Origin of the sequence: Microbacterium sp. LMI1-1-1.1 (assembly GCF_040815675.1) — a bacterium.
Taxonomy (GTDB): domain Bacteria; phylum Actinomycetota; class Actinomycetes; order Actinomycetales; family Microbacteriaceae; genus Microbacterium.
Window position 1 is genome coordinate 617,255 of record NZ_JBFPNN010000008.1, and the last position, 15,424, is coordinate 632,678.

General features: G+C 72.4%; 11 protein-coding genes. 7 read left to right on the forward strand and 4 right to left on the reverse strand.

Annotated elements, in window-relative coordinates:
• Positions 1 to 392: 392 nt before the first annotated feature.
• Positions 393 to 1,670, forward strand: coding sequence for a hypothetical protein (locus MRBLMI1_RS12440; RefSeq protein WP_367733334.1), 1,278 nt, complete (start codon positions 393 to 395; stop codon positions 1,668 to 1,670).
• Positions 1,671 to 1,751: 81 nt separating this feature from the next.
• Here MRBLMI1_RS12440 and aztA read toward each other — a convergent pair whose 3' ends face one another.
• Positions 1,752 to 2,417 carry a zinc ABC transporter ATP-binding protein AztA gene (gene aztA / locus MRBLMI1_RS12445; RefSeq protein WP_367733336.1) on the reverse strand — a complete coding sequence of 222 codons (666 nt, stop codon included), beginning with the start codon at positions 2,415 to 2,417 and terminating at the stop codon, positions 1,752 to 1,754.
• Positions 2,418 to 2,480: 63 nt separating this feature from the next.
• Here aztA and aztB point away from each other — a divergent pair, with 63 nt between their 5' ends.
• From aztB to aztD, 4 genes are read left to right on the forward strand one after another with little or no spacing between them, the layout of a single operon-like run.
• Positions 2,481 to 3,350 (forward strand): zinc ABC transporter permease AztB, encoded by an 870-nt coding sequence (gene aztB, locus MRBLMI1_RS12450; protein WP_367733338.1) that lies wholly within the window; start codon positions 2,481 to 2,483, stop codon positions 3,348 to 3,350.
• Between the two features lie 13 nt (positions 3,351 to 3,363).
• Entirely contained in the window at positions 3,364 to 4,659 is a 1,296-nt protein-coding gene (locus tag MRBLMI1_RS12455) for an ABC transporter (RefSeq protein WP_367733340.1), read from the forward strand.
• A gap of 1 nt (position 4,660) precedes the next feature.
• Positions 4,661 to 5,593, forward strand: a complete 933-nt coding sequence (gene aztC, locus MRBLMI1_RS12460) for a zinc ABC transporter substrate-binding protein AztC (protein WP_367733342.1) — start codon at positions 4,661 to 4,663, stop codon at positions 5,591 to 5,593.
• Positions 5,594 to 5,643: 50 nt separating this feature from the next.
• Positions 5,644 to 6,858 carry a zinc metallochaperone AztD gene (aztD, locus tag MRBLMI1_RS12465; protein ID WP_367733344.1) on the forward strand — a complete coding sequence of 405 codons (1,215 nt, stop codon included), beginning with the start codon at positions 5,644 to 5,646 and terminating at the stop codon, positions 6,856 to 6,858.
• 4 nt (positions 6,859 to 6,862) lie between these two features.
• On the opposite strand, the gene MRBLMI1_RS12470 is transcribed toward aztD, so the two are convergent.
• On the reverse strand, positions 6,863 to 7,756 hold the full coding sequence (locus MRBLMI1_RS12470) for a LysR family transcriptional regulator (protein ID WP_367733346.1): 894 nt from the start codon (positions 7,754 to 7,756) through the stop codon (positions 6,863 to 6,865).
• Positions 7,757 to 7,856: 100 nt separating this feature from the next.
• On the opposite strand from MRBLMI1_RS12470, the gene MRBLMI1_RS12475 reads away from it, so the two are divergent.
• Positions 7,857 to 11,336, forward strand: a complete 3,480-nt coding sequence (locus tag MRBLMI1_RS12475; RefSeq protein WP_367733348.1) for a bifunctional proline dehydrogenase/L-glutamate gamma-semialdehyde dehydrogenase — start codon at positions 7,857 to 7,859, stop codon at positions 11,334 to 11,336.
• A gap of 105 nt (positions 11,337 to 11,441) precedes the next feature.
• On the opposite strand, the gene MRBLMI1_RS12480 is transcribed toward MRBLMI1_RS12475, so the two are convergent.
• Positions 11,442 to 12,116 carry a pyridoxamine 5'-phosphate oxidase family protein gene (locus MRBLMI1_RS12480; protein ID WP_367733358.1) on the reverse strand — a complete coding sequence of 225 codons (675 nt, stop codon included), beginning with the start codon at positions 12,114 to 12,116 and terminating at the stop codon, positions 11,442 to 11,444.
• An 82-nt stretch (positions 12,117 to 12,198) separates the two neighbouring features.
• Between MRBLMI1_RS12480 and MRBLMI1_RS12485 the strand changes: the two genes are divergently transcribed.
• Positions 12,199 to 13,653 (forward strand): PLP-dependent aminotransferase family protein, encoded by a 1,455-nt coding sequence (locus tag MRBLMI1_RS12485; protein WP_367733360.1) that lies wholly within the window; start codon positions 12,199 to 12,201, stop codon positions 13,651 to 13,653.
• Between the two features lie 182 nt (positions 13,654 to 13,835).
• Here the strand turns inward: MRBLMI1_RS12485 and MRBLMI1_RS12490 are convergent, their stop codons facing one another.
• Positions 13,836 to 15,344: an HNH endonuclease signature motif containing protein gene (locus MRBLMI1_RS12490; protein ID WP_367733362.1), complete on the reverse strand. Its 1,509-nt coding sequence runs from the start codon at positions 15,342 to 15,344 to the stop codon at positions 13,836 to 13,838.
• Between the last annotated feature and the right edge of the window lie 80 nt (positions 15,345 to 15,424).

A 15,424-nucleotide genomic window follows, 5' to 3' on the forward strand; every position in this document is an offset into this window, starting at 1 on the left:
TGGGGGCTGCGGCGTCAGTCCTTGACTCGCGAACCACCGTGCCGCAGCGGGGCCCTCGGCTCGTATCCGTCGGCGGGACGGAGCACGGTCGTCGCCGCGGGAACGCGACGCCACGTCCGGGGACGCGCCGCGCTTTTGAGCCACCCGGGCACATTCGCATGCCACGAAGGGGTGGAGGGCGTGATTCACCACCCCTTCTCGTGAGATGTCCTCTGTTCCGCGCCGCAATCGCAACCTCGGAGCGCCTGTGGAAACTTAACCTCTCCGCGACCGGGCAAGCTCACCCATGCACTCATCGATGGAAACCCATGGCGGAGTCTCGTCAACCGACGTAGCCGGGGCGCGTGTGACACCAGAAGCTGCTCGCGTCATTCACACCACAGGGAGACGAGATGACGACTGAGAACGACGCGCCGCTTCGAGGCGTGTTCACTGGCCCCGACGGCGTAAAGCGCCGCACTATCTTGGCGGGAGCGGCGTGGTCGATCCCCGTCGTGACCGTCGTCACGGCCGCACCCGCCACGGCGGCGACCAACGACCTCACGCTGGCATTCGACAAGAGCAGTTACGACGGCAAGGCGTGCGGCACGATCTCAGGTGCCTACGTGACCGCCACGCGGAACGGCGTCGTGGCAGCGGGTGAAAGCGTCACGGTCACCCTCGCCGACGGTTACACCTTCAAAGACGGGTCCACGAGCTACACGGGAACGACGGACGCGAACGGCAAGCTCACCCTGCCCGACATCAAGGTTCCCGGGACCGGGGGTGACAGCACTGCCACGGCGACATCGGGCAGTGCTTCGACGACTGCCGCGCTGAAGACGCCTTCGGGGGCACGTGCGTTCAGCGTCTTCGAGAAGGGGACGCCGAACGCGCTCGGCAACGTCCCGGCCGGCTCGACGCCGCTCAACAGCGGATATTTCCTCAAGGGCAGCTCGCTTTACCAATACAACAGCTCGACAGCTGTGGCGACGGACGTCAGCAAGACCTCGACAGGCTGGACGGGGTCGGACGGTAACCACATCTACTACACCGACACCAGCGGCAACGCACACTCGGTCTTCGAGGGGAACGCACCGGGCGATCTCAAGTCCGTCCCGAAGGACGCCACACCGCTGAACTCGGGGTACTTCCTCAAGGGATCCACCTTGTACTACAACGACGGCACCGTTCTGGCCACGGACGTCGCGTCCACGTCCACCGGGTGGTCCGCTAGCGATGGAAATCACATCCAGTACATCAGCACCTCCGGCGCCGCCTACGGCATCGGCGAGAAGAACAAGCCGACCGCGTTCTCCAGTGTTCCGTCCGGGGCGACCGCCCTCAACTCTGGGTACTTCTTGAAGGACAACACGCTCTACTACATCGACGGAACGAAGCTCGCGGAGAACGTCTCGAAGACCTCGACGGGGTGGTCGGCCAGCGACGGCAACCACGTCTACTACACGGACACCTCGGGCAAGGCGCACGCGGCGTTCAACAAGACGACGAGCGATCTGTCGAGCGTGCCGAGCGGATCCACTCCGCTCAACTCGGGCTACTTCCTCAAGGACAAAGTCCTGTACTGGAACGACGGGACGAAGATCACCGACGGTGTGGAATCCACCTCGACTGGCTGGACCGCGAAGGACGGCAATCACCTGTACTTCACGAAGAGCACCTGCAGCTGATACGCACTACGGTGAGCGCCACTGTCTCACCGACGGCGATGGCGGCCTCGTCTCTCACGGAGGCGGGGCCGCTGGTCGTCCTCATCGCGTCTCGCCTCCGCTGGCGACGACCCGACCCTCCGCCATCTCCACCACCCGGTCCGCGTCGGCGATGAGCCGATCGTCGTGACTGACGCAGACCACCGTGGCGTCGCGCCTCAGCTCCGCGGTGACCGCCGCCCGGATGAGCTCGGCGCTGGCGGCATCCAATCCGGTCGTCGGCTCGTCGAGCAGGAGGAGGTCCGCCTCGCGGGCGAGGCCCTGGGCGAGGAGGGCGCGCTGGCGTTGTCCGCCGGAGAGCGCCGCGAACGGGCGCCGCGCCAGGTCCGCGATGTCGAGCCGCTCGAGGGACCGGTCGACGGCGGTGCGCGCATCGGCGGACAGCCGCCGGAACGGTCCGACGCGGCCCCAGGCGCCGACGGTCACGACGTCGCGCACCGTGAGCGGCAGGCGGTCGGACACCGCTGAGCGCTGCGGGACGAAGGCGCGGGTGGCGAGGGAGGCGTCCACCGTGCCCGCCGTCGGCGTGCGCGCCCCCGCGAGCACCTCCAGGAGGGTGGTCTTGCCGGCGCCGTTGGGTCCGACGATGACGGTCAGTGCGCCGGCGGTGATGTCGAGGTCGACGCCATCGACGGCGGTGGAGCCGGGGTAGTCGACGCGGATGCCGCGGAGTGCCGCGGCGGTCGAGAGGGCGGAGCGGAGGGGCACGGCCTCAGCGTATCCGAGAAGCGAGTTTGAGAATCATTCTCGTTATCGCTACGGTCGAGCATCGTGTCCTGGTTCACTGATCCCTTCGCCTTCGAGTTCGTCCAACGGGCTCTGCTCGGCGGCGTGCTCGTGGCGGTGCTGTGCGCCGTTGCGGGGACCTGGGTCATCGTGCGCGGGATGGCCTTCCTCGGCGAAGCGCTGGCACACGGCATGCTGCCCGGCGTGGCCGTCGCGACGGTGCTCGGGCTGCCGGTGCTCCTGGGCGCCGCCGTCAGCGCGATCGCGATGAGCGCCGGGATCGGCGTGCTGCAGCGACGCGCGAAGCTGTCGTACGACACGAGCATCGGACTGCTCTTCGTGGGGATGCTCGCGCTGGGCGTCATTGTCATCTCGCACGCCGGGAGCTTCGCCACCGATGCCACGGCCATCCTCTTCGGTGAGATCCTCGCCATCGGCGTCGGCGACCTGGTCGTGCTGGCCGTCGCGGTCGTGCTCGGCGTCGCGGCCGCCGCGCTCGGCCACCGCAGCCTCGTCGCCCTCGCGATCGACGAACGGGTCGCCCGTGTGGCGGGCCTCGCCCCGCGCGCGGCGCAGGTCCTGCTGGTCGGCCTCGTCACCCTCGCCGTCGTCGCCTCCTACCAGGCGGTCGGGTCGCTGCTCGTCGTCGGCCTGCTCGTCGCTCCCGCCGTCGCCGCGCGCCAGTGGACCGAGCGCATCCCCACGACCATGGCGCTCGCCGCGGTCATCGGTGCGGCCGCCGTGGCCGTGGGGCTGCTGGTCTCGTGGCACGCCGCGACCGCCGCGGGGGCGACCATCGCCGGCACCGCGATCGCCGCGGCCGGTCTCTCGTGGGCGCTCCGGTCGCTGCGCGACCGCCTCACCTCCCCTCCGTCCCGATCGCTCGCCGCGGCGTCGCCGCGCGCCGCGGTCTGAGAAGAAAGCCTTCATGCTCCACCCCTCCCGCCCCTCGCAGTCCTCCCGCCCGCCTCGTCCCGCCCGCCGCCGCCGTCTCCCGGTGCTCTTCCCGTCCGCCGCGGCGGTGCTGGCCGTGCTAACCGGGTGCGCGGCGCCCGTGTCCGATGCTCCTGCCGCGGACGAGCCGACCGTCGACACCCACGGTGAGATCGCCGGCGCCGAGGAGCTCGCGGAGCCGGCCGTCGGACTGACGTCGATCGATCCCGCCGGGCGGGTCTCGCATCTCGACCTCCTCGACGAGAGCACGGTCGACCTCGGCACGGTGCGCGCTCCCGCGGTCGTCCACACCGACGGGCGCTACCTCTTCGCCGCCGACGCGGCAGGAGTGTCCATCGTCGACAGCGGCGTCTGGACGTGGGACCACGTCGACCACTTCCACTACTACCGGGCGCAGCCGGCGCTGCTGGGCGACGTCGCGGGGGAGGGGGTGGCCACCGTCGCCACCTCGAACTCCTCGACCACCGGCGGGACCGGGTTGTTCTTCCCCGCCTCCGGGGAGGCGGTCCTGCTCGACACCGAGGCGATGTCGACGGGCGAGCTCGTCGAGTCGTTCCGGCTGGAGCGCACGCCCGGGGCGGGTCTCGTCGTCCCGGTCGGGTCGTTCGCCGCCGTCGCCTCCGGCGACGAGGTCACCGTGCACACCGCCGACGGCGACGAGGTCGCCGTGCACACCGCCGACGGTGCGGAAGCGGGGGAGGGCGTGCGGTGCGTCGCCCCCCAGGGCACGATCACGACCCGCGTCGGCGCCGTGATCGGATGCGAGGACGGCGCCCTCCTCCTCCACGTCGAGGAGGAGCAGCCCGTCGTCGAGCGCATCCCCTACCCCGACGGCGTCGACGCTCCCCGCGCCACCGCGTTCGCCAACCGGGAGGGGCGGCCCCGCGTCGCCGCGCTCGCCGGGACGTCCGGCATCTGGATGCTCGACACCCGCGACCGGACGTGGACGCTGCTCGCCGCCCCCGAGCCGCTGGTCCAGGTGACCGCCGTCGACGACGCCGACGCGAACGTGCTCGGCCTCACGCCGGACGGCCGGGTGCTGGTGATCGACGGTGAGAACGGCGCCGCGCGGGCGGCATCCCTCCCTCTCGTCGGGGCGAGCCTGACCGCCGGCGACGCCGTGACGCTCGTCGCCGATCAGCAGCGCGCCTACCTCAACGGCCCGGCCGAGCAGCGGCTGTGGGAGATCGACTTCGCCGACGCGGCGCGCATCGCCCGCGAGTTCGCCCCCGAGCGCGTGCCGGCCTTCGTCGCGCAGACGGGGCGCTGAGATGAACCGCTTCCGCCCCCGCTTCCGTTTCGCCGCGACCGCGGCCGCCCTGACCGTCGTCGGCGCGCTCCTCACCGGGTGCGCCGGCTCGTCCGACGACCGCCCGCTCGTGGCGGTCTCGACGAACATCCTCGGCGACGTCGTGACGAACCTCGTCGGCGACGACGTCGAGGTCATGACCCTCATGCGCCCGGGCGCCGACCCGCACTCGTTCGAGATCTCCGCGGCCGCGGCCGCCCGTCTCCGATCGGCCGACCTGATCGTGTCGAACGGCATCGGCCTCGAGGAGGGGTTGCAGCAGCACCTCGACGCGGCCGCGCAGGAGGGCGTTCCCTCCTTCGTCGCGGGGGACGCGGTCGACGTGCTCCCGTACACCTCCACCGACGCCGAAGGGGCGGACGATCCGCACTTCTGGACCGATCCCGCCCAGACCATCGCGGTGGTCGACGCGCTCGTGCCGGTCCTGGAGGGGATGGACGGGGTGGATGCCACCGCGGTGGCATCCCGGTCCGCGTCCTACCGCGGCGAGCTCGAAGCGCTCGACGCCGAGATGTCGGACGCCTTCGCGGCGATCCCCGCGGCGCAGCGGGCCCTGGTGACGAACCACCACGTGTTCGGGTACCTCGCGGACCGCTTCGACTTCCGCGTCGTGGGTGCGGTGATCCCGGGCGGGACGACCCTCGCCGCGCCGAGCGCGAGCGATCTGGCCGACCTGGTGTCGGCGATCGAGGAGGCGGGGGTCCGCACCATCTTCGCGGAGTCCTCGCAGCCGGACCGTCTCGTGCAGGCGCTCGCCCGGGAGGCCGACGTCGACGTCGCCGTCGAGGAGCTGTTCACCGAGTCCCTCACCGAGCCCTCCGGCGGGGCGCCGGACTACCTGACCATGATGCGCGTGAACACGGAGCGCATCGCCACGGGCCTGGCGCCGCGGTGACATCCGTCGCCGTCGCCACGCTCCCCACCCAGAGAAGAAAGAGGAATCACATGCGCACCTTCCCCCTCCGCCGCGCGGGCCTGCTCGCGCTCGCGGTCGGTGCGACCGTCGGTCTGGCCGCCTGCTCGGGCGGCTCGGGCGGCGGATCCGCGGCTCCCGCCCCGGCCGCGTCCGGCGCGACCGGCGACGAGACCGGCACGCGCGTCGCCCTGTCCTACCCCGGCGGCATCGTCGTCCTGGACGGCGAGACGCTCGAGGTCGTCGGCGACGTCGACTCGGAGGAGTTCACCCGCCTGAACGCGGCCGGAGACGGCCGCCACATCATGGTGACGACCAGCGCCGGCTTCCAGGTGCTCGACGCGGGCACCGCCGAGGAGGACCCCGAGCTGACCGACCTGGTCTTCGCGGCCGAGAAGGCCGGTCACGTCGTCGTCCACGGCGGCAAGACCGTGCTCTACGCCGACGGGACGAGCGACACCACCGTCTTCGACACCGATGCCCTGCTGGCATCCACCGACGAGCTCCCCGAGACCGAGACCATCCCGGGTGTCGAGGCGCACCACGGGGTGTCGATCGTGCTCGAGGACGGGTCCTTCGTGACGACGGTCGGCAACGCCGACGGCCGCACCGGAATTACCGTCGCGGACGCGTCCGGGAACACGATCGCCGAGAACACGGTCTGCCCGGGCGTGCACGGCGAGGGCACCGCGCAGGACGAGGTCGTCGTCTTCGGCTGCGAGAACGGCGCGCTGGTGTACGCCGACGGCGAGATCACCAAGCTCGACGCCCCCGACCAGCCGTACGGCCGGACGGGCAACCTGTTCGTCAGCGAGACGAGCCCGCTCGTGCTCGGCGACTACAAGGACGACCGCGACGCCGAGGGGTACCTCCTCCACCGCGTCGCCGTCCTCGACACCGCCGCGAAGACCCAGACCGTCGTCGACATGCCGGAGGGGGCGGAGTACACGTTCCGCGATCTCGCCCGCGGGCCGGAGGACCTCGGCTACATCCTCGCGTCGGACGGCGCGATCCACGTGTTCGACCTCGAGGCGGGGGAGTTCACGGACTCCTTCCCGGTCATCGACGCGTGGGAGGGTCCCGTCGAGTGGCAGGACGCCCACCCGGCCATCAAGGTCAGCGGTGACGTCGCCTACGTGACCGAGCCCGCGAAGAACATGGTCCACTCGGTGGACCTCACCACCGGTGAGGTCCTGGCCAGCGCGACCCTCGAGGTCACGCCCAACGAGATCGCCCTCACCCGCTGAGGGCTCACGGTCGGCCGTCCCGGTCGTACGCGATCTGCAGCGCCTGGCGCACAGCGCGGACACCGGGGCGGTCGGCCGTTCCGCGTCTCACCGCGGTGAACACGTCGCGGCGCGGCCGGGCGGGGAGGTCGATCAGTCGGACGGGAGGCTCCTCGCCGGCGAAGACGAGGTCGGGGATCATCCCCACCGCGTGCCCGGACGCGACCAGCCGCACGTGCGCCGTGAGGTCGGCGAGCTCGAAGCGGACGTCGGGCTCGAACCCCGCCGCGCGGCACTGCTGCGTCGCCCACTGGCGGGCGGCCGTGCCGACGGGCTCCATCACCCACGCGCGGTCGCGCAGGTCCTCGAGGCGGACGTCGGGGGAGGTGGCCTCTCCCACCGCGAGGCGGATCGCGTCGCGCCCGAGCAGACTGCGCTCCAGGCCGTCGCGGTGCTCGCGGGTGTGGCCCGGGTACTGCTCCGCGACGACGAGGTCGAACCCGCGGGCGGCGACCTCGAACAGCCCCTCCTCGGGCGCGAGCTCGGCGACCTCCACGCGGAGTCCGGGCTCGGCGACGGCGAGAGCGTCCAGTGCGCGGGGCAGCAGGCCGTGGGCGGCGGACTGCATGACGGCGAGGCGCACCGGGGCGAGCGAGGGCTGCATCCGCTCCAGCTCCGCGCGCGCGGCCTCGTCGGCGGCGAGCATGCGGGCGGCATGGGCGGCCAGGGCCGCACCCTGCGCGGTGAGGCGGACCCGCCGCCCGTCGGGCTCGAGGAGGGGCACGCCGGCGTCGCGTTCGAGCTGGGCGAGCTGCTGCGAGATGGTCGACGGGCTGTAGGCGAGGGCCTCGGCGACCGCGGACAGCGTCCCGCGCACGGACAGCTCGTGGAGCAGGCGGAGGCGGCGCAGGTCGAACACGGCATCCTTTCGTTCCCAGCGAACAATACCGATCGTAAATGATCGCTTTTCTCGAAGGGATGCCGGGCCTCACACTGATCCCAACCGAGGAAGGATCGCCATGTCTCTCACCGACGTCCCCCGCACCACCGCCGGCGCCGCGCCGGCGCTCGTCTCGCCGTCCGAGCTGGCCGACGAGGCGATCGCGCTCGTCCGCCGGTGGCTGGTGGAGAGCCGCGACGAGCCCGTCGACGCTGCGGCTCAGCGTCTGGCCGGCGTGCTGCGCGACCCGCACGGGCTCGACTTCACCGTCGGGTTCGTGGACGGCGTCGTGCGTCCCGAGGACCTCCGGGTCGCCGCGCGCAACCTCGCCGCGCTGACCCCGCTCGTCCCGGCGTTCCTCCCTCCGCACCTGAAGTCCGCGATCCGCCTGGGCGCCCTGACGGCGCCGGTGCTGCCGCAGGTGGTCGTCCCGGCTGCGCGCACGGCCCTGCGGTCGATGGTGCGGCACCTCATCGTCGACGCCAGCGACCGCAAGCTCGGCGACGCGATCTCGGCGATCCGCGGTCGGGGCGACGGCATCCGGCTCAACGTCAACCTGCTCGGCGAGGCCATCCTCGGCAAGAAGGAGGCCGCGCGCCGCCTGGCCGGGACCCGCAAGCTCCTCGCCCGCGACGACGTGGACTACGTCTCCATCAAGGTGTCCTCCACCGTCGCGCCGCACACGCCGTGGGCGTTCGAGGCCGCCGTCGACGACGCCGTGACCGCGCTGCGCCCGCTGTACCGCGTGGCGAAGGAGACCGGCACGTTCCTCAACCTCGACATGGAGGAGTTCAAGGACCTCGACCTCACCCTCGCCGTGTTCGAGACGCTGCTGGGCGAGCCCGAGTTCCACGGCGTCGAGGCCGGCATCGTGCTGCAGGCCTACCTTCCGGACGCCCTGGCCGCCATGGTGCGGCTCCAGGAGTGGACCGCCGCCCGGGTGGCATCCGGTGGCGCCTCCATCAAGGTGCGCGTCGTGAAGGGGGCGAACCTGCCCATGGAACGCGTGGATGCCGATGTGCACGACTGGCCGCTGGCGACCTGGCCGAGCAAGCAGGCGACCGACGCGTCGTACAAGGCGGTCCTGGACTACGCGCTGCGGCCCGAGCACACCGCGAACGTGCGGATCGGCGTCGCCGGTCACAACCTGTTCGACATCGCCCTCGCGTGGCTGCTGGCCGAGCGCCGCGGCGTCACGAGCACGACCGGCCGCAGCGGCATCGACGTCGAGATGCTGCTCGGCATGGCGACCGCGCAGCAGGCGGTCGTCCGGCGGACGGTCGGGTCGATCCTGCTGTACACCCCCGTCGTGCACCCGGACGAGTTCGACGTCGCCATCGCCTATCTCATCCGCCGGCTGGAGGAGGGCGCCTCGAGCGAGAACTTCATGTCCGCGGTGTTCGACCTCGACACGCAGGAGGCGCTGTTCGCCCGCGAGCGCGACCGCTTCCTGGCATCCCTCGCCGACATGCCCGCGGGAGTGCCCGCTTCCAACCGCGTGCAGGACCGCACCGCGCCGGCCGCGCCGGCGCCGACGTCCGGGTTCCGCAACACCCCCGACTCGGACCCCGCGATCGCCGCGAACCGCGGATGGGCCGAGGGCATCGTCGCGCGCATGGCGGACTCCCGCCTGGGGGCGGAGACCATCCGGACGCACACGGTCACCGACGCCGACGTCCTGGACGAGCTGATGCGGGACGCCGCGGCGGCCGCCGCCGGGTGGCGCGACCGCGGTGCCGCCGAGCGGGCCGCGATCCTGCACCGGGCCGGGGACGTGCTCGAGGCGCGACGAGCCGAGCTGCTGGAGGTCATGGGCGCCGAGTGCGGCAAGGTCATCGAGCAGAGCGACCCCGAGGTGTCCGAGGCGATCGACTTCGCGCACTACTACGCCGAGCAGGCGCGGACGCTGGAGGACGTGGACGGGGCGACCTTCGCCCCGGTCGGCCTGACGGTGGTCACGCCGCCGTGGAACTTCCCTGTCGCCATCCCCGCCGGCTCGACCCTCGCCGCGCTCGCCGCGGGCTCCGCCGTGGTCATCAAGCCCGCAGCCCTCGCGGAGCGTTCCGGCGCCGTGATGGTCGAGGCCCTGTGGGAGGCGGGCGTGCCCCGGGACGTGCTGCGGCTCGTCCAGCTGTCCGAGCAGGACCTCGGCCGGCAGCTGCTCACGCACGACGCCGTCGACCGGGTCGTGCTGACCGGTGCGTACGAGACGGCCGAGCTGTTCCGTTCCTTCCGCCCCGACCTCCCGCTGCTCGCCGAGACCAGCGGCAAGAACGCGGTGATCGTCACGCCGTCCGCCGACCTCGACCTCGCCGCGAAGGACGTCGCCCTCTCGGCGTTCGGTCACGCGGGGCAGAAGTGCTCGGCGGCATCCCTCGTCGTCCTCGTCGGCTCGGTGGGGCGCTCTCGCCGGTTCCGGGACCAGCTCGTCGACGCCGTCACTTCGTTGGAGGTCGGGATGCCGTGGGAGCCCGCGTCCCGCATCGGACCCCTCATCGAGCCCGCGCAGGGCAAGCTGCTGCGCGCGCTGACCACCCTCGAGCCCGGCCAGCGCTGGGTCGTCACGCCCGAGAAGCTCGACGACGAGGGTCGGCTGTGGCGTCCCGGCGTCCGCGAGGGCGTGCGCCCCGGCAGCGAGTTCCACCGCACGGAGTACTTCGGTCCCGTGCTCGGCATCATGACGGCGGAGACCCTCGACGAGGCGATCGACATCGTGAACGCCATCGAGTACGGCCTCACCACCGGCCTGCACTCGCTCGACGAGGACGAGATCCAGCAGTGGCTCGCCCGCATCGAGGCCGGCAACCTGTACGTCAACCGCGGGACCACCGGCGCCATCGTGCAGCGGCAGCCCTTCGGCGGCTGGAAGAGGTCCGCCGTCGGCGCGGGCACCAAGGCGGGCGGACCGCACTACCTCTTCGGGTTCGGTTCGTGGACGGATGCCGCCCCCGCGCTCGTTCCCGCCGGGGCGTCCGGTTCCGATGCGCTCGCCGCGCCGGCGCTGGCCGCCGTGCCCGCCGACGAGCGGGACTGGCTGGCGCAGGCTCTCGCGTCCGACGCCGCCGCGTGGGCGACGGAGTTCTCGCTCGCCCGCGACGTGACCGGTCTGGAGTCGGAGCAGAACGTCCTGCGCTACGCCGCGGTGCCGGTGACGGTCCGCATCGAGGAGGCGACGCTGTCCGCGGTCGTGCGCGTCGTCGCCGCGGGCGTCCGCGCAGGGTCGGAGGTCACCGTGAGCGCGGCGACCGAGCTCCCCGCGGCCGTGCGGGCATGGCTCGAGGGCGCGGGCGTCCGCGGAGTGGTCGAGGACGGCGAGAGCTGGGCGCGTCGCGCCGCGCGTCTCGCGCGGACCGGGGGCCGTGTGCGTCTGCTGGGCGGGTCGGTCGCGGCTCTCGCCGAGGCGACGGGCGGGTCGCCGTCGGTCGCCGTCTACGCCGGCGATGTCACGCGTGCCGGGCGTGTGGAGCTGCTCCCGTTCCTGCACGAGCAGGCGGTCTCGGTCACCGCGCATCGGTTCGGGACGCCGCGGCGCTACGTCGTGCCGGCTCTCGTCGGCTGAGCCCGGGCATCGGTCTGCCCCCGTCGACGGGGGAGCGCGAGCGGCCCCTCGGTGATCCGGGGGGCCGCTCCGCTGTGTCGGGCGGCCGCTCCTCGGGCGGAGTTGTCAGGCTGTGCCGAGGTCCGCGATCCGGGCGGCGGCTCGGCGCACCGACTCCGGCACGGGAGTCCCGGAGACCGTCTGCGGCGCGGTGACGGGGTCCCCGGCGACCGTCCGCAGGGGGAGCATGCCCGCCCACACGGTCCGGTCCTCGCCGTCCCCGTCCACCTCGGCGAGGGAGCCGACGTTGTCCTTCACGCTCGCCTGGTCCAGGGGGAGGCGGAGGACCATCGTCGCCGCGATCTCCCGAGCCGTCATCGGACGGACGTCGGCCTCGCGTCCCGGCATGAGGTGTTCGGACAGACGGGACAAGGCGTCCTCCTTCTCCGCGGCTCCGACCGCGGCGGCGGTGCCGTGGACGACGGCGCAGCGGTAGCGCATGGAACTGTCGAAGAGGGAGCGGGCGTACTTGAGGCCGAGCAGGTGGGTGACCGTCAGGCAGACGGGAGCCCCGTCGGCGATTCGGCGGAAGAAGTCGCTCCCCGTCGAGCCGTGGAACAGCACGGAGTCGTCGTCGCGGGCGATGCCCACCGGGAGCACGATCGGACGGTCGTCTCGGACGACCGCCAACGTTCCGGAGAGCGCCCCGTCGAGGACGTCATACAGCGCTGCGCGGTCGGTGCGCTGATGGCGGGCGCCCCGCCGGACACGAGTGAGCGAGGTGAGGGGGAGTTCGGTCATGCGTCGAGTACAGCCGCCCGTGTGGACCAGTGGGTAGTCCGGATTCGGCTCATTCGGGTGGACCACTGTGTCAGGATGGAGCGTGATCTCGCTCGGGCTGGTGAACCGCTCCTCCCCGTCTCCTCTGCACCAGCAGATCGCCGCCGGACTTCGTTCAGCCATTGTCACGGGGCGGGTCGCCGGTGGGGAGACGGTGCCGTCGACGCGCTCCCTCGCCGCGGACCTGGGGGTGGCGCGCGGCACGGTCGTCGCCGCCTACGAGACCCTTCTCGGAGAGGGATATCTGCTCTCGCGAGTGGGCGGGGGCACCGTCGTCGCGGATGTGACGCGCGGGGGCGGCGGGGTCGTCGCCGACGGCGTGCCACGGGAGTGGTCGACGCCGGGGGACGGGGGAGCGGACGGCCTCGGTCCGACGGACACCCGCGACCTCCGCCCGGGACGGCCCAGCACGCGCGGTCTTCCCGACGCGTCGTGGCGGTCCGCGTGGCGACGGGCGGCGGCCGCTCCGGTGCCCGCGGACGTGGCGCCCTCTTCGGTTCTGGGGACACCGCACCTCCGGGAGGAGATCGCGGCGCATCTCGGGCGGACCCGGGGAATAGACGTCGCGCCCGGCGACGTGATCGTGACCGCCGGCACCAGTGATGCGCTGCTGCTGACGTTCTCCGCCGTGCCGCGGAAGGCCGGGGCTCGGCTGCGCGTCGGCGTGGAGGATCCCGGGTATCGGAGGGTGCCGAGGATTCTCCGCCGTCTCGGGGCCGAGGTCGTCGGCATCCCGGTCCGTTCGGACACGGGCCTGGACCTCGACGCTCTCGAGGCACAGGCGAACCTGGATGCCGTCGTCGTCACTCCTCAGCACCACTACCCGCTGGGGAGCCGTCTGAGCGGCCCCGAGCGCGCCCGTCTGCTGGCGTGGGCGGAACGGTCGGGCGCCGTCGTGATCGAGGACGACTACGACAGCGAATTCCCGCACGGACGTGCGCCCCTCCCGCCGCTGCATCTCATCGACCCCGCCCGGGTGGTCCTGGTCGGGAGTCTGTCGAAGGTGCTCACGCCGGCGCTGCGGTGCGGGTGGCTGGTGGCGTCGGGCGGCATCCGTGATCGCCTGGTGGCCGCGCGCGAGGACCTGGACCTGCCCGTGTCCGTCGTACAGATGGATGCCATGGCCCGATACCTCGCCACGGGCGCACTCGCGCGGCACACCGCCCGCCGTCGCCGGGACTACCGACACCGGCGAGCGCTGCTGCTCGAGGCTTTCGCGGATGTGCCCGAGATCAGCCTCACGGCGATGGACGGCGGGCTCCACGCTTTCGCGCTTCTGCGTTGGGCGACGCCGCGCGACGAACGCGAGATCGTGGCCGAGCTGGGGGAGCGCGGCATCCAGGTCGCGGGGATGTCGTCGTACGCCGTCTCGCCTTCCTCCACGCATGTTCCGGCCGGTCTCGTCTTCGGCTATGCGGCGCCCACGACGGTGGAGCTGACGGCAGGTGTCGCGGAGATCATCGAGGTCGTGCGGCGCCGGGCGCAGGCGCGCAGCTGACCGAGCGGGGATGTGAAAGCTGAGGGGGGGGCGGGCTGCGGGCTCGGGCCGGGGGGTTCGGGTTCGGGTTCGAGCGACGGGCCTGGGGCGTCGGGCCTGCGCCTCGGGCTTCGGGCTTCGGGCCTCGGGCTTCGGGGCTTCGGGCCTCGGGCTTCGGGGCTTCGGGCCTCGGGCTTCGGGCCTCAGAAGGGCGGGGGATCGCCCGTCGGACGGAACATGACGCGCGGGGGAGGGCTCTCCCGGGTCTGCTGGCCGAGCGGGCTGTGGAACAGCAGGCTGCCGTCGGCGTTCTGCTGGATCGTCCACGGCTCCTCAGTCTTCAGGACGTGATGGCGGACGCAGAGGTGGCAGAGGTTCCGCAGGTGCGTGGGGCCGCCGTCCTGGGCCTCGCGGTTGTGGTCCAGCTGGCAGCGCGCGATCGGCGCACGGCATCCCGGCGCGCGGCAGTGCCGGTCGCGAGCGGCGAGGAACCGTCGTTGGGCGGAGGTCGGGGTGTATCGGTCCACCTCAAGCACCGTCCCCGTCACCGGATCGCACAGCACGCGGTCCCAGCCGGGAGCCCCGGCCGCCAGCCGTCGCGCCGTCGCAGGGTCGATCGGGCAGGTGTTGTCGACGATGGCGCCGCCGTCCGTGCGGCCCAGCAGCGTGAGCACGGGCACCGTGATCTGCACCTGGGCGCGCACGGCGCCGAGCCCGCCCGGACAGGAGTCCTCCGTCGTCGGGTCGTGGGAAGGAGCGGCGGTCAGGAGCAGATCGGCGAGGACGTCCGCGCCGATCTGCGCGAGCGTCCGCTCGTCCGCGACGCTGCCCTCGTCGTTCCCGGCAGGTGTCCCTTCCGTCCCGGCGGCCTCTGACCCTCCCATCGAGGCGAGAGACGGTTCTCGGTTCCCGGCGGTCGCTGATCCGTCGATCCCGTCAGGCATCGATCCTGGGTCCTCCGCACTCGACGACCCGCCGTCCCCGGCGGTCGCCGAGTCTCCGCTCGTGTCCGGGGCCGTCACGGCAGCCCGGATGGCCGCGGCCTGGCGTCGCAGACGATCCCGGATCCCGTAGGCCACGGTCGCGGGCAGGATGACGCTCAGCTCCGCCATCCCGTCGGCGAGGTCGCGCACGCTCACCCCGCGCTGCGCGGCGGCGCGCAGGTGTCGAGCCGTCATGCCTTCCGGCTGCACGCTCTCGGCCAGTTCGCGGCCGTAGGCCCGGACACGACCGGGGGAGTCGCGCTCGGCGCGGACCAGGACGACCGTCTCCCACCCCGCACGTGCGGCCGGGTCGTCGAGCACGATGCCGGTCTCGAGGATTGCGGCGGCGTGTCGCGGAGTGATCCGGCCGTCCTCGAGAGCCCCCACCGTGGCGGCGAACTTCTCGGTCAGCGTGTGGGCGTCGGACAGCTCCTTCTGCACGGTGAGATCGTGCGTGCGCGTGGCCACGCCGATCTCGAGCGCGACCGACCGCACCGGGAGCTCGCGCTCCAGAGAGAGACGTGAGCCCGAACGCTCCATGCGGGCGAGGGCGATCCTCATGACGGCGGCGCGTCTTCGGATGAGCGACGCGGACAGCCGGGCGATGGCCATGGTGTCGTCGCGGATGCCCGCGACGAGCGCGCGCAGCTCCGCCTGCTCGTCGGCGAACCGGTCGTCGATGAAGGCGTCGGCGTCTGCCGGCGGCGGGGGAGAGGAAGATGCGGCCATGCGTCAACGGCAGAAAGGATGTTCGAGGGTCTGACAGTCTCTTCACCCGGCCCCGAGAAGGAATTCACCCGGCGGTGGAA